Raw genomic sequence first — 17,568 nt, forward strand, 5'->3', positions numbered from 1 at the left:
CGGGAGCGGGGCAGGCGGCGGGCCGGCGTCAGAAGGCGTTGACGCCGGTGAGGGCGCGTCCGATGAGCAGCTGGTGGATCTGGCTGGTGCCCTCGTAGAGCGTCATCACCCGCGCGTCGCGCAGGTACTTGCCGACGGGGTACTCGTCGATGAACCCGTAGCCGCCGAAGACCTGGAGCGCGTTGTTGGCGGCCCGGACGGCGGCCTCGCTGGCGTACAGCTTGGCGACGGAGGACTCGGTGGCGAAGGGCAGGCCGCGGTCGATGTGGTCGGCGACCTTCCAGGTGAGCAGCCGGGCCGCCTCGACGTCCACGGCGATGCCGGCCAGCAGCTCCTGGACGAGCTGGTGCGAGGCGATCGGCTTGCCGAACTGTTCGCGCTCGCCCGCGTAGCGGACGGCGGTCTCCAGGCAGGCCCGGGCGATGCCGACGCAGCCGGCCGCCACCGACATCCGGCCCTTGGCCAGCGCGGCCATCGCCACCGTGAACCCCTTGCCGACCTCGCCGAGCCGGGCGCTGTCCGGCACCCGGACGTCCTCGAAGGCGAGGCCGGCGGTGGCCTGGCCGCGCAGGCCGAGCTTGCCGTGGATCTCGGTGCGGGTGAAGCCGGGCAGGCCGGTGGGGACCAGGAAGGCGGTGATGCCCCGGTGGCCCCGCTGCTCGGGCGCGTCGCCGCCGGTGCGGGCGAAGACCAGGGCGACGTCGGCCCAGGTGCCGTTGGTGATGAAGGTCTTGGCGCCGCTGATCAGCCAGTCCCCGCCGTCCCGGACGGCGCGGGTGGTGAGGTTGGCGGCGTCCGATCCGGTGCCCGGCTCGGTGAGCGCGAAGCAGGCGAGCGCCTCGCCCGAGGTGAGCCGGGGCAGCCAGTGCCGCTTCTGCTCCTCGGTGCCGAAGGCGTTGACCGACTTGCCGACCAGGCCGAGCGAGACCGAGACGATCCCGCGCACGGCCGAGTCGCCGCGCCCGAGTTCCTCCAGGACGAGGCAGTACGCCAGGTGGTCGCCGCCGCTGCCGCCGTACTCCTCCGGGATGGTCAGCCCGAGGAAGCCGACCTTCGCCAGCTTGCCGATGATCGCGCGGTCGACGGACTCGGCGCGGTCCCACTCGGCGGCGTGCGGCACGACCTCGCGGTCGGTGAAGGAGGCGGCGAGGTCCCGGACGGCGCTCTGCTCCTCGGACAACTCCAGGTTCACGGCGGCTCCCGAATCCGGTGTCCAGGGCCCCGACCCCAGGGCCGGACCCATTAAACTAGCGCTGCAAGTTTTATGGGGGGACTGTAGCCCCGCCCCGCCCGCGCTGGGAAGGGGCACCTGCCAGAATCGGTCCCCAGCACACCCGACCGGAGGAACCGGAGGCACCCGCCGCGATGGCCCGTCCACGCACCCCGCTGCTCAGCCGCGAGCGCATCGTCGCCGCCGCCCTGCGGCTGATCGACGACGAGGGGCTGGACGCCCTCTCCACCCGCCGGCTCGCCACCGAGCTGTCGGTCAGCGGGCCCTCGCTCTACAACCACTTCGCCACCAAGGACGAGCTGCTGGACGCGGTGGTGGACAGCGTCATCGGCGAGGTCGACCTGTCGATGTTCGGCACCACCGGGGCTGCTGGAGCCGGTGGGGGCCCCTGGCCGGAGGCGCTGCGCGACTGGGCCCGCTCCTACCGGGCCGCGCTGGCCGCCCACCCCAACATCGTCCCGGTGCTCGCCCAGGGCCCCGGGCGCCGGCCGAACGCCCTGCGGCTGGCCGACGCCGTCTTCGGCCACCTGGTCGAGTCCGGGTGGCCGCGCGGCCAGGCGACCAGGATCGGCGCGTTGATGCGCTACTTCGTCACCGGCTCGGCGCTCGCCTCCTTCGCGGCCGGCTTCCCCGCCGACGCCGAGGTCTACGACGCGGCCGACTACCCGCACCTCGGCGAGGCGCACCGGCTGGCCGGGCACCGCGGGACGGTGGACGAGGGCGCCTTCGAGACCGGGCTGGAGGCGCTGCTCGACGGGCTCGCCCTGCGCTACGCCCGGCTCGCCGAGCGGCCCTGAGACGAGGCTGGAGGGGCCCGGTCGAGCGGAAACGATTCGGCCCCCGCACCCCGCGCTGATCGCGCCGGGGGTACGGGGGCCGAGAGGTCGGCGGGCCGACGGGCGGGTCAGCCCATGTCCTCCAGCCGGACGCCCTTGGTCTCCTTCATGAACTTCGCCACGAAGAGGATGGAGAGCGCCGCGAAGGCGGCGTAGATCAGGTAGGTCGCCGACAGGTTCCAGCGCGACATGGACGGGAACGAGACGGTGATCACCCAGTTCGCGATCCACTGCGCGGAGGCGGCGACGGAGAGCGCGGCGGCGCGGATCCGGTTCGGGAACATCTCGCCGAGCATCACCCAGACGACGACGCCCCAGGACATCGCGAAGAACAGCACGAAGGCGTTGGCGGCGACCAGCGCGACGGTGCCCTGGAAGTCGGGGAGGGTGAGGTTGTCCCCGCTGCCGGTGGCCGAGGAGAAGGCCCAGCCGGCGGTGCCGAGCGCGACCGCCATGCCGGCCGAGCCGATCAGGGCGAGCGGCTTGCGGCCGACCCGGTCGACCAGCACGATCGCGATCACGGTGCCGAGGATGTTGATCACCGAGCCGACGAAGCTGATCAGCAGCGAGTTGCCCTGGTCGATGCCGACCGACTGCCACAGGATCGACGAGTAGTAGAAGATCACGTTGATGCCGACCAGCTGCTGGAAGACCGACAGGCCGATGCCGACCCAGACGATCGGGAGCAGGCCGAAGCGGCCGCCGAGCAGGTCGCGGAAGCGCGGGCGGTGGTCGGAGGCGATCAGCGCCTGGACCTCGGCGATCCGGGCGTCGGTGTCCACGCCCTCGCCCTCGACCTCGGCGAGCACCTTGCGGGCGTCGTCCAGGCGCTCGGCCTGGATCAGGTAGCGCGGGGACTCGGGGATCACCGAGGCGAGCACGAAGTAGACCGCGGCCGGGACGACGCAGATGCCGAGCATCCACTGCCAGGCCTCCAGGCCGAGCAGCCGGCCGCGGGTGTCGCCGCCGGCCGCCTGCGCCAGCACCCAGTTGACCAGCTGGGATATCGCGATGCCGAGCACGATCGCGGCCTGCTGGAAGGAGGCCAGCCGACCCCGGTACTTGGTCGGCGCGACCTCGGCGATGTAGGTCGGGGCGATCACCGAGGCGATGCCGATGGCCGCGCCGCCGAGGACGCGCCAGAGGGCGAGGTCCCAGGCGGAGAACGGCAGCATCGAGCCGACCGCGCTGATCGCGAACAGCAGGGCGCCCGCCTTCATGACCTTGATGCGGCCGTACCGGTCGGCGAACCGTCCGGCGATCGCGGCGCCGACCGCCGAGCCCAGCAGCGCCGAGGAGACGATCAGGCCGGTCACGCCGCTGCCGACGCCGAACTTCTCCTGGATGCCGGAGACGGCGCCGTTGATCACGGAGCTGTCGTAGCCGAACAGGAAGCCGCCGAGGGCCGCTGCCGCGGTGATGAAGACGACGAAGCCGAGGCGGCCGGGCGCGGGGGCCTCGACCGCCCCGGAGGGCTTCTGGGTGACGCTCACGATCTGACTCCTGGTACTCAACGCTGAGCTCGGTAGCCGAGATCGTAACCCCTATTCGTTTAAGTCTTGTACGCCGGGAACCTCAAGTTTCGCTCTGAGAATTCGTAAGGTGAACAAGCAAATTGGGCCGTCCGGGAGTGGCGGTCAGGCCGGCGAGGCGAGCGAGAGCCCGAACCGGCCCTCCGGGTCGGTCCACCAGTGGCTCAGCCGCAGCCCGGCCGCCGCCAGTTCCCCGGCCACCCGCTCCCGGCGGAACTTCGCCGACACCTCGGTGCGCAGCTCCTCGCCCCGGGCGAAGTGCACCGGCAGGTCCAGGGCCGGGATCTTCACGGATTGCGCGCGCAGCGAGCGCAGCCGCATCTCGATCCACTCCTGCTCGGCGTCCCAGAGCGCGACGTGCTCGAAGGCGTCCGGGTCGAAGTCGGCGCCCAGCTCGCGGTTGAGCACGTTGAGCACGTTCCGGTTGAACTCGGCGGTCACCCCGGCGGAGTCGTCGTAGGCGGCGACCAGCACCGCCGGGTCCTTGACCAGGTCGGTGCCGAGCAGCAGGAAGTCGCCCGGGTCGAGGGCGGTGCGCAGGCCGTGCAGGAAGGCCGCGCGCTCAAGGGGCAGCAGGTTGCCGAGGGTGCCGCCGAGGAAGGCGACCAGGCGCGGGCCGCCCTCCGGGGGCAGGCCGAGCCCGGCGGTGAAGTCGGCGAGCACGCCGTGCACCGCGAGCCCGGGGTACTCGGCGGAGATGGCGGCGCCGGCCGCGGTCAGCGCGCTCTCGCTGACGTCCACCGGGACGTACGTCTCCAGGGTGCCGAGCGCGCGCAGGGCGTCCAGCAGCAGCCGGGTCTTCTCGGAGGAGCCGGAGCCCAGCTCCACCAGGGTGCGGGCCCCGGTGGCGGCGGCGATCTCGCCGGCCCGGGCGGTCAGGATGGCCCGCTCCGCCCGGGTCGGGTAGTACTCGGGCAGCCGGGTGATCTCCTCGAACAGCTCGCTGCCCCGCGCGTCGTAGAACCACTTCGGCGGCAGCCACTTGGGCCGCGCGGTCAGTCCGTGCTGCACGTCGTGGCGCAGCGCGGTGCTGAAGTGGTCGGCGGGCAGCAGTCGGGTGAGTTCGAAGGTGTCCATGACAGGGTGGTTCCTCTGTTCAGAAGGTGAAGGAAGAGTGGGGATCAGTCGCGGCCGGGAAGGCGGCGTACGGTGACGCCGCGCGAGTCCGCCAGCAGCAGCGAACCGTCGGGGACGGACGTCCAGCCCGGCGCGTCGTCGTACGGTTCGGAGGCCACCACCGTGCCGAGGCCCGGCAGGGTGCGGTGGTACAGGGTGTCGCCCCAGGTGGTCGCGGCGATCGAGGCGCCGTCGGTGAGCAGCAGGTTGAGCCGCCCGGTGGTGTGCGCGGTGACGTCCGCGACGGTGCCCGCCAGGGCCTCGCCCGGCCCGGCGCCGTCCCGCAGCCGGTGCAGGGTGAGCGCCCACAGCAGCGCCGAGTCGGTGCGCGCCTCCAGGTCCAGCAGTTCGGCCGGGGGCAGCAGGGCGGCCAGGGCGTCCAGCTTGCCGGGCCAGCCGGCCACCGCGCCGTTGTGGCTGAACAGCCAGCGCTCGGCGGCGAACGGCGCGGCCGCGCCCTCGCCCGGCGCGCAGCCCTCGGTGGCGGACCGGACGGCGGCCAGCAGCGCCCGGGTGCGGACCACCCGGGCGAGGTCGGCGAAGGCCTCGTCCGCCCAGATCGGCCCGGTCCGGCGGTAGCGGGCGGGTACCTCGTCGCCGTCCGCGTACCAGCCGAGGCCGAAGCCGTCCGCGTTGACCGTGCCGTACTGCTGGACCCGGGGCGCCCAGGACTGCCGGTACAGCCCGTACGGCGGGTGCACCAGCAGCTCCCGTGGTGCCACCGGCTCGCCCAGGTAGGCGATGTGACGGCACATCAGTCCGCCTCCAGGTCGCGGGCGGTGCGGAACCCGGCGAAGATCTGCCGCCGGACCGGGTAGTCCCAGTTGCGGAAGGTGCCCCGGCAGGCGACCGGAGCCACCGCGAAGCAGCCGCCGCGCAGCACCTTGTGCTCGGGGCCGAAGAACACCTCCGAGTACTCCCGGTACGGCCAGGCCCGGAAGCCCGGGTAGGGGCGGAAGTCGCTGGCCGTCCACTCCCACACATCGCCGATCAACTGGCCCACCCCGTACGGGGACCGGCCCTTCGGGTAGCTGCCCGCCCCGGCCGGGCGCAGGTGGCGCTGGCCGAGGTTGGCGTGCTCGGGGCCGGGCGGGCCGTCGCCCCAGGGGTAGCGGCGGGAGCGGCCGGTGGCCGGGTCGTGCCGGGCCGCCTTCTCCCACTCGGCCTCGGTCGGCAGCCGCCGGCCGGCCCACCGGGCGTACGCGTCCGCCTCGTACCAACTGACGTGCAGGACGGGCTCGTCCGGCTCGACCGGCGCCACCGTGCCGAAGCGCCGGCGGAGCCACTGGCCGTCCTGGTGGCGCCAGAACAGCGGCGCGGTCAGGTCGGCGCGGCGGCGGTGCTCCCAGCCCTCCGGCGTCCACCAGCGCGGGTCGTCGTAGCCGCCGTCCGCGATGAACCGCTGGTAGGCGGCGTTGGTGACCGGGGTGGTGTCCAGCAGGAAGGCCGGCAGGTCGACGGTGTGCGCCGGGCGCTCGTTGTCCAGCGCCCACGGCTCGGTGTCCGTCCCCATGGTGAACGGGCCCGCGGGGATCAGGACTTCGGCGGGCAGGGTGGCCGCGTCGGCGGGCGCGGGAGGCGGCGGTGGAGCGGCCAGGGCCGGCTCGCCCTGGCGGAGCTGGTGGGTGATCAGCATCGTCTCGTCGTGCTGCTGCTCGTGCTGGGCGATCATCCCGAACGCGAACCCGGCGTCCAGCAGCGGCGCGCCCTCCAGCGGGCTCGCCGCCAGCAGGTCCAGCACCCGGCCGCGCACCTCGTGGGCGTAGGCGCGGGCCTCGGCGGGCGGCAGCAGCGGCAGGCTGGGGCGCTCGGCGCGGGGGTGCTGGAAGGCGTCGTAGAGCGGATCGATCTCAGGGTGCATCGGGTCGCGGCCGCCGACGTTGCGCAGCAGCCAGAGCTCCTCCTGGTTGCCGATGTGCGCGAGGTCCCAGACCAGCGGGGACATCAGCGGGGAGTGCTGGGCGGTGAGGTCGCCGTCCCCGACGCAGTCGGTCAGCGCGGCGGTGCGGGCGCGGGCGGCCAGCAGCTCGGTGGCGATGCTCTCGCGCAGCGCCTCGGTGCCGATGGCGGCGGCGTCAGGGGTGGCGGTGGCGGCGGTCGGGCCGGTGCTGCGGTCCGCGCCGGCCGCCTCGGTGCCCCCGTGGGGTCGGACGTCGGTCATGGTGCGGCCTCCTCCGGGGGAGCGGGTCGGGTGCCGGAGCGCAGGGCGTCCAGCTGGTCGTCGGCCGGGCAGCGGCCGCGCGCGGGGTAGCGCTCGGCGAACTCGGCGACGACGGTGCGCAGTTGACCGGCGCCGGGCAGGCGGCCCAGTGCGGCGTCGGCGGCGGCGAAGCAGGTGAGGGTGGCCCGGCGCAGCTCCGGGTCGGCCATGGCCAGGGTGGCGGCCCGGCGCCAGACCTCGCTGCGCGGTGGGCGCGGACCGTCGGTGCGTTCCAGCGGCTCCAGCGCGGCCAGCGCGGCATCGGCGGCCACCGGGTCGTCCAGCAGCGCGGTGACCAGCGCGGCGACCACCACCCAGCCGTCTCCGGGCTGGGCGTCGATCATCCGCAGCTCCAGGTGGCCGCGCGGGCGCACCGGTGGGAAGAGGGTGGTGCGGTGGTAGTCCAAGTCGTCGAGCGTGGGCGGGCGTTCGCCCGCGCCGCGGATCCAGTCGCGGAAGGTCAGCCCGGTCGGGGCCGTCCAGGGCAGGCCCTCGGGCCTTCGTACGCACAGGACTTGGGCATCCAGCACGTACTGTGCCCAGGCCTCGCGCGGGTCGCCGTGGTCCGGCTCCGGGGCGAGCGTGCGGGTCGGGTCCATCCGGGACCAGACGGCCTGCCGGGTGGACCGATGGCCGGTCGAACTACCGTCCAGTGTCGGGGAGTTGGCGAATGCGGCGACCAGCACCGGGCCGAGCCGGTGGGCCAGTCGCCAGCGGCGCTCCACCGCGTGCGGCCCGTCCGCCTCGCCGGCGTCCAGGCAGACCTGCACCGACGCGGTGCCGGTCATCATGATGCGGCCCCAGGGCCCGGCGGAGTCGAAGAAGCGTTCCATCGCGAGGTAGCGGGGGTGGTCCAGCACCATCCGTCGGGGGCGGGCGTACGGGTCCGTCCCGGTGCCGGTGAGTCGCAGGCCCTGTGCCGCGAAGGCGGCCCGCAGGGCGGTCAGATCGCGTCGGGTGTCCTCGACGCAGGCCAGGAGGCCGGTGGCGGGCGGGGAGCTGAGCTCGACCTGTCCGCCGGGTTCGAGCGTGAGGCGCGAACCGGAGGGGAGGGAGACGCCGTCCGGTCCGCCGAGTGGCAGCGACTCCAGTGCGGCGTGGAGCAGTTCCGGCCGTACGGGGCGGGACGGACATCGATCGTCATGGACGAACCATTCGACCTCCACCCCCACCAGACGGGGCGGTCCGATCTTGAAGCAGACGCCCGACACGTGGCTGCGCGCCCCCGATTCGGTCAACGGGGTCACCCCCGGCGGGGGTGTTGGCGTGCTCTGCCGGTCGGGCGGAGTGGTGCGGGATACCGGTATCACCGGACTCACCATCCTCGGGATCACGATTGCGGCCCGGTCTACTTTGCCCAGTCTGCTACGGAGCATGCGGGGATGCCCCGCAAAAATCGTGTGAACGTTCGTTTTCGCAGGTCAGAGCTGTGGCGAACGGGTGAGTTCGGGGCTGTCAGGCCGATCGGCGGGCAGGGAGCGGTCCGCACCCGGCCGGGGCACGTGCCGGGGTCACAGGCGCTCCAGCCGCTCCAGGGCGCTCGCCAGCACCGGCCCCGGCAGGGCGTAGTTCAGGCGCAGCGAACCCCGGCCGCCGGGCCCGAAGTCGGCGCCGTCGGAGGCCTCCAGACCGCAGCGCTCCAGCAGCGCCCGGCGGGCGTCGGCGGGCGGCAGGCCGAGCGCGGCGGCGTCCAGCCAGAGCAGGTAGGAGGCCCGCGGGGTGGCGCGGACGGCGGGCCCGAGCCGGTCGGTCAGCCGGGTGCGGGCGGCGACCAGGTGGGCGAGCAGCGCGTCCAGCCAGGGCCCGCCCTCGCGCAGCGCCGCCTGCTGCACGGTCTGCTCCAGCAGGCCGCCCTCCCAGAGGCCGTAGCCGGCCAGCGCCTCGGTGAACCGGGCGCGCAGCCCGGGGTCGGGGACGAGGGCGAAACCGCTGGGGATGCCGGAGCAGTTGAAGGTCTTGCCGACGGAGTTGAGGGTGACGACGAGGGGCCGGTGCGCCGGGTCGGCGGTGGTGACGGCGACGGGGTGGGCGCGGTCGGGGTGGGTGAGGTCGCCGTGCACCTCGTCCGAGACCAGCAGCGCACCGCTCTCGGCCGCCCGGGCGGCGAGCGCGCGCACGGCGTCGGCCGGCCACACCGTGCCGGAGGGGTTGTGCGGGTTGCTCAGCAGTACGGCGCCGACGGGGCGGGGGAGCGGGTCCGACGGGAGCCGGTAGCCGCTCGGGCCAGGGCGCGGAGGCCCTGGGTGTGGCGGGTGCAGCGGCAGCTCGCGGTACGGGAGGCCGGCCGCGCGGCAGAGCTGGGCGAAGCCGCCCCACTCGGGGGTGGGGAAGAGGACGGGGGCCTGCGGCCGTACGGTCTCCAGGAGGAGGCGCAGCGCGGTGCGCGGGCCGCAGGGCAGCAGCAGGACCCAGTCCGGGTCGACCGCGGCGCCGTGCCGGGTGCGGTACCAGTCGGCCACCAGCGCGCGGCCGGCCGGGTCGCAGACCGTGTAGCCGTACGCGCGGTGCCGGGCGCGCCGCTCCAGTGCCTCGGCGACGGCGGGCGGGCCGGGCAGGTCCATGTCGGCGAGGCCCATCGCGATCGTCCCCGGGGCGTCCGCGCGGGCCCACTTGCTGCTGCCGGTGCCGGTGCGGTCGAAGGGGGCGTCGAAGCCGAAGTCGGGGGCGGGGACGTCGGTGGGCGCGGGGCCAGGGGTGTCGCGAACAGATGACAGATTTCGAAAGCTGTCATCTGTTCGCTGAAAGTTGTCGTCTGTCATCTGTTCGCCGCGATCCGTCCTCCGACGCTCGTCGCCCCGCCCAACGCCCGTCACCCCGCCGCCGCCCCCGCCAGGTACGCCGCGAGCCCCCGCCGCCCCCGGCGCATCATCACCGCGTGGTTGGCTCGGAACAGCGGGTGCAGCGGCAGGGCGAGCCGGCGCAGCAGGGGCTTGCCGGGCCGGGTCTCCTCCTCGAACAGCACCCGGCAGCCCGCGCCGCCCGGCGCGAAGGCCCCGCGCGGTCCACCCGCCTCGCCGGCCCCACCCGCCAGGTCCGGCGTCACCGTGAACCGCGACCACCCGGCCAGGTCGCCCCGCATGGCCACCTCCAGCACCCCGGCGGCCGGGTCGCGCCGCCTCGCCGCCAGCCCGATCACCAACCGGTACGGCAGCAGCGCGCGCACCACCACGTCCCCGGAGTCCTCGCCGGTCGGTCGGACCTCGCGGATCTCCGGCCACCACAGCGGATAGCTCCGCACGTCCTCGAGGGCCGCGTACACGGCGGTCGCCGGAGCCGCGAGCCGCCAGACGCCCCGGAATCGGTAGTGGTTGGGGTCCACGGCCCCACCCTAGTCCGGGCCGGTCGCTCCGAGGGGTGAACGCCGTTGGACCGTTGCCGAGTTGGTCCGTGGCACGGCCGGCAACCGGAGGTGAATCTTCCGGAAGCGCCCGTCCGGGAGGAAGGAAGCACTCCGCTTGCACCCGTTCGGGGTGCGGGGGAGGATCTTCTGTGCTTGTAGTCTCATCAGTCACGGCAGCATCCCCTGGGCGCTGCGACCCCAGAAACCGGAGTGAAGGAGTCACAGGCATGCGGCGACCGAGCTGGGTACCGGAGGGTACGGACCTGGACAAACCGAACGCCGCGCGGGTCTACGACTACTACCTGGGGGGCTCGCACAACTTCGAGGTCGACCGGGAGATGGCCCGCAAGGCGATCGCCATGTGGCCGGAGCTGCCGCAGATCATGCGCTCCAACCGCGCCTTCCTGCGCCGCGCCGTGACCTTCCTCGCCGAGCAGGGCGTCACCCGCTTCCTGGACATCGGCTCCGGCATCCCGACCTTCGGCGCCGTGCACGAGATCGCCCGGGCGATCCGCCCCGAGGCGAAGGTCGTCTACGTGGACCGCGACCCGGTCGCCGTCGCGCACAGCCGCCTGCTGCTGGAGGACGACCACGACTGCGCCGTCGCCCAGGCCGACCTGCGCGACGTCGACGACCTGCTGGCCCGCCCCGAGGTCACCGAGCTGCTGGCGGCCGGCGAGCCCGTGGCCGTGCTGCTGGTCGCCGTCGCGCACTTCGTCGGCGACGAGGACGACCCGTGGCGGCTGATCGGAACGGTCCGCGACGCCCTCCCGCCCGGCAGCGCGCTGGTGCTCTCGCACGCCGCCCTGGAGAGCCGCCCCGACCAGGCCGAGGACCACCAGAAGCTCTACCAGCGGACGCCGACCCCGCTGACCATGCGCACCCACGAGCAGATCACCGCGATGTTCTCCGGCTTCGAGCTGGTCGAGCCGGGCGTGGTGCACCTGCCGCTGTGGCGTCCGGACCAGCCGGGTACGGTCGGTGAGCACCCCGAGCGGATCGCCGGGGTGGCGGGCGTGGGGATCCGCCCTTGAGCGGACGCGACGGACGAGGCACCGACGGCCGCACGCCCCGCGCGGCGGCCGTCGTGAGGCCTGCCCGGCCCGCTCGGCCCGCAAGGCCTGCCGGGCCCGCCGGAACCGGCGCGTACACCAGAGGAACCAGGTTCAGCAGATGAGTACCACCCCGGTGCGCGGCAACGCGGAGCGGTTCCACGAGGAGTGGGCCCGGCTGCTCTCCGCCGACCACGGCACCGCCGTCCACCCCGGCCTGCTCGGCCGGCTGGTCGCGCGCACCGCCGCGCTGCTGCACCGCGCCCAGGAGGACGAGCCGTTCGAGCCGCGGCTGGCCGCGCAGGCCGGCGCCGACCTGGTCGACGCGCACTTCACCGACCCGGTGCTGCTGGCCCGGGCGGTCGAGCTGCTCCAGGCGCAGCCCGTCCAGGACGACCGCGGCCCGGCCCTGACCGGCGCCTTCGCGGCCGGCTGGGCGGCCGCCCTGCGCGAGCGCACGCTGACCGAGCAGGAGGCGATCCGCACCGCCGCCGACAGCGCCCGCAAGGAGGCCGAGCGGGCGCTGCGCGCCTCCGAGGCCCGGTTCCGGGCGCTGTTCGAGAGCGCCGCCATCGGCATCGGCATCGGTGACACCGACGGCAACATCATGGCGGTCAACAAGGCCCTCCAGGAGCTGTTCGGCGCGGGCCCGGAGGACATGATCGGCCGCCGGGTCGGCGACCTGGTGCACCCCGAGGACACCCCCGGCGTGTGGGAGGCGTACGAGGAGCTGATCAGCGGCAAGCGGGACTACTTCCAGTTCGACAAGCCGTACTACCGCCAGGACGGCGAGGTGATCTGGACCCACCTGACCGTCTCGCTGATCCGCGACGACGACGGCATCCCGCAGTACCAGGTCGCGATGCTGGAGGACGTCACCGACCGCTACCGGCTCCAGGAGCGGCTGCGCCACCAGGCCACCCACGACCCGCTCACCGGCCTGCCCAACCGCGCGGCCTTCTTCGAGCGGCTGGAGAAGCTGTTCGAGGAGCCCGAGCCGGGCGCCCGCTTCGGCCTCTGCTACGTCGACCTCGACGGTTTCAAGGTGGTCAACGACAGCCTCGGCCACGACATGGGCGACCAGCTGCTGGCCGCCGTCGCCGCCCGGCTGAAGGCCGCCCTCACCCCGCTCGGCCACCTGGTGGCCCGGCTCGGCGGCGACGAGTTCGTCGTCCTGCTGGAGAAGTGCCGGGGTGAGCAGGAGGCGGTGGCCGCCGCGAAGACCGTGCTCAAGGCGCTGGCCGGGCCGGTGCTGATCGGCGACCACAAGCTCGCCGTCGGCGCCAGCGTCGGCGTGCTGGAGCGGCGGGTGTCCACCACCACCCCGGGCGCCGCCGTCCGGGCCGCCGACCTCACCCTGTACCGCGCCAAGGAGGCCGGCCGCGGCCGCTGGACGCTCTTCGACCCCAAGGAGAACGCCCGCGCGGTCAGCCGCTACGCGGTGTCGGTGCGGATGCCCGCGGCCCTCGACCGCGGCGAGTTCTTCATCGACTACCAGCCGCTCTACCGCCTCGCGGACGGCCGGCTGGCCGCCGTGGAGGCGCTGGTGCGCTGGCGCCACCCGCAGCTCGGCGTGCTCGGCCCGGACGAGTTCGTCACCACCGCCGAGGAGACCGGGCTGATCATGCCGCTCGGCCGCTGGGTGCTGGAGCAGGCCTGCGGCCAGGCCGCGGACTGGATCAAGCGGTACGGCGACGCCGCCCCGCAGCTCAACGTCAACCTGGCGGTCCGGCAGGCCCGCAGTGCCGCCCTGGTCACCGACCTCGCCCGGATCCTCGACAGCACCGGCCTGGACCCGGCCCGGTTGCAGCTGGAGATCACCGAGTCGACGGTGGTCGGGCCCGAGGACGAGGCGCTGCGCACCCTGCACGGGCTGGTCGACCTCGGGGTGTCGCTGGCCGTGGACGACTTCGGCACCGGCTGGTCCAACCTCGCCTACCTGCGCGACCTGCCGGTCTCCGGGCTGAAGATCGCCGGCTCCTTCGTCGGCGACCTGCACGAACCGGGGAAGGACGAGTCCACCGGGTGGCGGATCGTCAGCGGACTGGTGTCGATGGCGCACGCGCTCGGGCTGAACGTCACCGCCGAGGGCGTGGAGACCCACCGGGACGCCGAACGGCTGCGGACCATGGGCTGCGACTGGGCGCAGGGCTGGCACTTCGGACGCCCGGTGCGGCCCGAGGAGATCGCCCGGCGGATCGTGGAGGAACCGCTGGGGCGCCCGGTCGAGGAGCGCTGAGGCGGGCCGGCTGGACGCCGACTCGAGTTCCGCTCGGGGGCCGGTCCGTTCCCTCCCGGTCCTGCTCCGCTCCGGCGGTCGCGGTGCCGGCCCGACCGCCGTACGGGCAGTGCCGGCCGAGGCGTCGACAGCGGCCGGTTCCCCGTCGGGGATCGCGCTTGCGTACCGGTCCTGCGATGGGTCGGTCCTGATCCGCGAAAGCGGCCGACACCCGCGCCCGCCATGAGGGATGATGACGCGTCACAATCCACCCCGGAACCGGTGCGCCCATGGTCACGGCCCCGCGCCGGTCCGGGCTGCGGGGGAGGGGAGCGTCGCATGGGCACGACGGAGGACGCGGACCCGGCCGAGGGCGGTCGGCGCGGGCCGAGGCCCCGGTCGGCCGCCGGAGCCGAGCCGGGGAATCCGCCGGGGAGCAGGGTGGAGCGGTGGTCGCGGGGGCGCTGGCGCGCCTCCGAGGACGCCCCGGACCGGTCGTCCCGGCTCGGCGCGACCCCGCGGGCCCGGGTGGACCCGCAGGCCGCGACCCGTCGGGTGCCCGCCGCCCCGCCGCGCTTCGATCCGGAGGCCGCGACGCGTCGGGTGTCCGGCAACGAGCCGCGGTACGACCCGGAGGCGGCCACCCGCCGCAGGCCGGACACCGGGCCGAGGTTCGACCCGCACGCTCCGACCGAGCTCCGGCCGAACCGGCCGGGGGGCTCGGGCAGTTCGGGGGACTCGGGGCACTCGGGACGTTCGCCGGGTACCGACTCGGAGGCGGTGACCGAGGTCGTCCGGCCCCGGTCGGGCTCGGGGGCCGGCTCGTCCTCCTGGCAGGACGGCATCGGGCCCGGCGGCCCCGCCCCGGCCGGGGGAGGCGGCGGCGGGAGTGCGGGCGGGAGCCCGGCCGGCCCCGAGGACGGGTTCGGCGGGGCCCCGGACACCGGCGGTCCGTTCGAGGGCGTCTTCCCGGACGCCCTGCGGAGCCGCTTCATCCCGCTGGGCCGGGCCGGAGCCGGCTCCGAGGGCACCGTCTGGTACGTCCGGCGCACCGACGGCGGCGGTGACGCGGCCGTCAAGGTGGCCGTCGCGGGCCAGCCGATGGACCACGACCTGCTCTCCCACCTGGGCCACGACGGCTTCCGCCGGCACGTCCCGCAGCTGATCGACTTCGGCCGGGTCCGCCACCACGGCGCCCAGGTCGACTGGGTGGCCATGGAGTACCTGCCGGTCACCCTCGCCGCCCACGTCGCCGGGCTGTGGCGGTCGGGCGGGCACGGCGACCGGCGGACCACCGAGCAGATCGTCTACGAGCTGGTCGCCCTGCTCGACTTCTGGCAGCAGCGGATCCAGCGCAACCCGCTGGACTTCAAGCCCGCCAACATCCTGGTGCGCCCCGGCAGCGGGTCCGGGGAGTTCGTGATCGCCGACTTCGGCGGCGTCGACCGGCTCACCGACAGCCGCCGGTTCACCTCCGCGATGATGGTCACCGTCGCCTACATGGCCCCCGAGCAGCTGGCCGGCAAGAACCACCAGGCCGGGCCCTGGTGGGGGCTCGGCAACGTGCTGTACGAACTGTTCGTCGGCCGGCCCCGCTTCGTCGGCGCGGACGGCGAGCGCCCGGACGACCAGGAGCTGGAGCTGGAACTGGTCATGGGCGAGGAGGTCGACCTCAGCGCCGTCCGCGACCCGCGCCAACTGCTGCTCCTCCAGGGGCTGTTCACGAAGATGCCGGAGGACCGCTGGACCGCCCCGCAGGTCCGCAGCTGGCTGGCCGGCGGCACCCCCGAGGTGATCCGCCGCCGACCGCAGGCGCAGGCCAGGGCCCACCGGCCGGTCACCTTCCTCGGCAACCCGTTCACCGACCCGGTCCGGCTCACCGAGGCGCTGCTCAAGAACTCCGGCGCGGCGGCCCGCTGGCTGGCCACCGGGGGAGCGGAACGGGTGCGCGACTGGCTGCGGGACGAGGTCGAGGACACCGTCTTCGACCTGCACTACCTCTCCGACGTGGCCAAGGCGCCAGGCTCCCGGCGCGAGTCCGTGGCCGCGGTGGCGGTGCTCGCCCTGGGGGCCGCCTTCGTCCCGGGCGCCGTCCCCCACTACCGCGACCGGCCGATCGACACCACCGGGCTGGAACGCGTCGTCACCGCACCGGACGGCGCCGAGCTGATCGACGAACTCGTCCGGGGCGGGGTGCCGGCCGTGGTCGCCCGCTACGACTGCTTCCACCCCGAGTGCGCCGGCGAGCACTGCTCGCGGCTGCTAGCACTGGCCGCACTGCCGGAGGTGCTGGCCGAGGTGGACCGGCTGGCCCGCACCGTCGGCGGCGGCCGGCGCGGCGGCGACGGGCTCAGCCCGGAGGAACGCGAGGAGGCGCACCGGCAGGCGGTCTGGCTGAGCATCCGGCCCGAGGAACGCGCGCGGCTGCTCGGCCGGCTCTCGCCGCTGCCCGCCGCACTGCACCGACTGCCGCTGCCCGGGCGGGTCTCGGAGCTCGCCGCCGCGGTGGCCGCCTCGGTGGTGGACGGCGCGCTGGCCATGGGCGCGGGCGCCCGCACCGCCGTACGGACCGTGGCCCGCAAGCCGGCGCCCGACCCGGCGGCGGCCACTCCCCGGGACGTGGTGCGGCGCCACTGGTCCGCGCTGCGCCGTCGGGCGGTGAGCGCCGACCCGGCGCAGCCGGCCGGACGGGCGGCCCTGGTCGCGGCGGAGGCACTGCGGCGGCGCGGCCGGGGACGGCCCGAGCGGCCCGAACCGGAGGCCGGGGTGCGACAGGAGGGACGGGTGGCCCGGCTCTGGCTCAACCGGCGCCGCCGGCCGCCGACGGGCTGGGAGGAGCGGCGGGAGCAGCTGGCGGCCTGGTGGCCGCACGCCCGCACCGCGTTGCCGCGCCGGGCCGGGGCGGTCCTGCTGCTGCTCCTCGCCTTCGGGCTGCTGCTGTGGGCGGGGGCGGTGCTCCGCTACCCGGTCGAGGCGGGGGAGAAGCTCGACCTCTCGCCCGCCGGCGTGTTCGGCGGCCCCCTGCGGAACGCCGGCGAACACGCGGCCCGGCAGGTGGCCGGACAGCTCGGCGCGGGGCTCGTCGCAGCCGCCGTGATCGCCTTCTTCCCCGCCCGGGTGGGCATCGGCACGGCGCTGCTGACCGGCGCCGGAGCCCTCGCCATCGGCTACCTGCGGCTCGGACCGCCGATGACGGTGCTGGAGACGCCGCCGTCGGTGGCCGACCGGGTCGTGGTGTTCGAGGGCGGGATGGGGAGTTGGGCCGGCATCGCGGCGGTGGTGGCGACCGTCGTCTCGCTCGTCCTGATCGAGCGGGCCGCCAACCGGCTGCTGAAGCCGGCTCAGGAGGCCCGAAGGCAGGCCCGGGAGGCCTGGCGGGAGCGGGGCGTGCGGGGTGTGCGGGGCGCGGGGCCGTCCGGGGCCGGCACCGCCGAGCGGGCGGGGAGCGCGCCGTCCGGGCGGTGGCGGACGGGCGGCGCCGGTGCGCGCGACCGGCTGCGGTTCGCGCTCGGGACGACGGCGGTGCTGGTGCTGCTGCTGTGGGCGGCGGTCGAGGTCCGGCTGGCGGCCACCGGGGCGCACCCGACGCCCGACTCCTGGGGGACGGGGCAGGGCGGTGCGGACTACCAGGCCGGGTTCGTCCTGCTGCTGGCGGTGGTGTCGCTGGTCAGCACCCTCGGGACGCCGGCCACCGCCAAGGGGCTGTTCGTGCTCTGGGTCCCGGCCACGCTGTTCCTGGGCGCCTGGCCGGGGCCGCTGGGCCCGGTCGAGGCGCTGCGGATCCCGGTGTTCGAGGGGCTGTTCCGGGCGATCGCCGGGCTGTGGGGGCACGGGGCCTTCTGGGCCGCGCTGCTGGTGGCGCTGCCGTTGGCGGCGTACGGGGTGCTGCGGACGGTCCGGGGGCGCGCGGGGCGCGGGTGACAGCGAACGGCTGACAGCTGACAGATCACCGCGAACAGACGACAGCAAACAGATAACAGCGAACAGATAACAGATGACAGCTGACAGATTTTGAAATCTGTCAGCTGTCATCTGTCACCAGC

12 protein-coding genes are annotated in these 17,568 nt (G+C 74.7%); 4 read left to right on the forward strand and 8 right to left on the reverse strand.

Annotation, left to right across the window (positions count from 1 at the left end; all coding sequences use genetic code 11):
- Window positions 1–28 precede the first annotated feature (28 nt).
- Window positions 29–1,192, reverse strand: a complete 1,164-nt coding sequence (locus ACFCY1_RS04565) for an acyl-CoA dehydrogenase family protein (RefSeq protein ID WP_375873477.1) — start codon at window positions 1,190–1,192, stop codon at window positions 29–31.
- Window positions 1,193–1,365: 173 nt separating this feature from the next.
- On the opposite strand from ACFCY1_RS04565, the gene ACFCY1_RS04570 reads away from it, so the two are divergent.
- Window positions 1,366–2,028, forward strand: coding sequence for a TetR/AcrR family transcriptional regulator (locus ACFCY1_RS04570; RefSeq protein WP_375873478.1), 663 nt, complete (start codon window positions 1,366–1,368; stop codon window positions 2,026–2,028).
- 107 nt (window positions 2,029–2,135) lie between these two features.
- Here the strand turns inward: ACFCY1_RS04570 and ACFCY1_RS04575 are convergent, their stop codons facing one another.
- The 7 genes from ACFCY1_RS04575 to ACFCY1_RS04605 form a co-directional block, all read right to left on the reverse strand.
- Window positions 2,136–3,563 carry a sugar porter family MFS transporter gene (locus tag ACFCY1_RS04575; RefSeq protein ID WP_375873501.1) on the reverse strand — a complete coding sequence of 476 codons (1,428 nt, stop codon included), beginning with the start codon at window positions 3,561–3,563 and terminating at the stop codon, window positions 2,136–2,138.
- 141 nt (window positions 3,564–3,704) lie between these two features.
- A complete protein-coding gene (gene egtD / locus ACFCY1_RS04580; protein ID WP_074004338.1) occupies window positions 3,705–4,676 on the reverse strand; it encodes an L-histidine N(alpha)-methyltransferase in 972 nt (323 codons plus the stop codon).
- Between the two features lie 44 nt (window positions 4,677–4,720).
- Window positions 4,721–5,470: an ergothioneine biosynthesis protein EgtC gene (egtC, locus tag ACFCY1_RS04585; RefSeq protein WP_074004339.1), complete on the reverse strand. Its 750-nt coding sequence runs from the start codon at window positions 5,468–5,470 to the stop codon at window positions 4,721–4,723.
- Window positions 5,470–6,876, reverse strand: coding sequence for an ergothioneine biosynthesis protein EgtB (gene egtB / locus ACFCY1_RS04590; RefSeq protein WP_375873479.1), 1,407 nt, complete (start codon window positions 6,874–6,876; stop codon window positions 5,470–5,472). The genes egtC and egtB overlap by 1 nt, the downstream gene beginning before the upstream one ends.
- Window positions 6,873–8,153: an ergothioneine biosynthesis glutamate--cysteine ligase EgtA gene (gene egtA, locus ACFCY1_RS04595; protein ID WP_241853032.1), complete on the reverse strand. Its 1,281-nt coding sequence runs from the start codon at window positions 8,151–8,153 to the stop codon at window positions 6,873–6,875. Before egtA ends, egtB begins: the two co-directional genes overlap by 4 nt.
- Before the next feature lie 273 nt (window positions 8,154–8,426).
- Window positions 8,427–9,674 (reverse strand): aminotransferase class I/II-fold pyridoxal phosphate-dependent enzyme, encoded by a 1,248-nt coding sequence (locus tag ACFCY1_RS04600; RefSeq protein WP_375873480.1) that lies wholly within the window; start codon window positions 9,672–9,674, stop codon window positions 8,427–8,429.
- A gap of 50 nt (window positions 9,675–9,724) precedes the next feature.
- Window positions 9,725–10,234 (reverse strand): SRPBCC family protein, encoded by a 510-nt coding sequence (locus ACFCY1_RS04605; protein WP_375873481.1) that lies wholly within the window; start codon window positions 10,232–10,234, stop codon window positions 9,725–9,727.
- A 248-nt stretch (window positions 10,235–10,482) separates the two neighbouring features.
- Between ACFCY1_RS04605 and ACFCY1_RS04610 the strand changes: the two genes are divergently transcribed.
- The 3 genes from ACFCY1_RS04610 (at window position 10,483) to ACFCY1_RS04620 (ending at window position 17,446) form a co-directional block, all read left to right on the forward strand.
- Window positions 10,483–11,289, forward strand: a complete 807-nt coding sequence (locus ACFCY1_RS04610; RefSeq protein ID WP_049659216.1) for an SAM-dependent methyltransferase — start codon at window positions 10,483–10,485, stop codon at window positions 11,287–11,289.
- A 139-nt stretch (window positions 11,290–11,428) separates the two neighbouring features.
- On the forward strand, window positions 11,429–13,546 hold the full coding sequence (locus ACFCY1_RS04615) for a bifunctional diguanylate cyclase/phosphodiesterase (protein WP_079272470.1): 2,118 nt from the start codon (window positions 11,429–11,431) through the stop codon (window positions 13,544–13,546).
- Window positions 13,547–13,864: 318 nt separating this feature from the next.
- On the forward strand, window positions 13,865–17,446 hold the full coding sequence (locus ACFCY1_RS04620) for a hypothetical protein (protein WP_375873482.1): 3,582 nt from the start codon (window positions 13,865–13,867) through the stop codon (window positions 17,444–17,446).
- The last annotated feature ends 122 nt before the right edge of the window (window positions 17,447–17,568 follow it).

This window comes from Kitasatospora sp. NPDC056273 (assembly GCF_042268845.1).
GTDB lineage: Bacteria > Actinomycetota > Actinomycetes > Streptomycetales > Streptomycetaceae > Kitasatospora.

Coding starts and splice junctions, on each gene's coding strand:
- ACFCY1_RS04570 (WP_375873478.1), top strand. CDS start 1,366: ATGGCCCGTCCACGCACCCCGCTGCTCAGCCGCGAGCGCATCGTCGCC.
- egtD (WP_074004338.1), bottom strand. CDS start 4,676: ATGGACACCTTCGAACTCACCCGACTGCTGCCCGCCGACCACTTCAGC.
- egtC (WP_074004339.1), bottom strand. CDS start 5,470: ATGTGCCGTCACATCGCCTACCTGGGCGAGCCGGTGGCACCACGGGAG.
- egtB (WP_375873479.1), bottom strand. CDS start 6,876: ATGACCGACGTCCGACCCCACGGGGGCACCGAGGCGGCCGGCGCGGAC.
- ACFCY1_RS04600 (WP_375873480.1), bottom strand. CDS start 9,674: ATGACAGACGACAACTTTCAGCGAACAGATGACAGCTTTCGAAATCTG.
- ACFCY1_RS04610 (WP_049659216.1), top strand. CDS start 10,483: ATGCGGCGACCGAGCTGGGTACCGGAGGGTACGGACCTGGACAAACCG.
- ACFCY1_RS04615 (WP_079272470.1), top strand. CDS start 11,429: ATGAGTACCACCCCGGTGCGCGGCAACGCGGAGCGGTTCCACGAGGAG.
- ACFCY1_RS04620 (WP_375873482.1), top strand. CDS start 13,865: ATGGGCACGACGGAGGACGCGGACCCGGCCGAGGGCGGTCGGCGCGGG.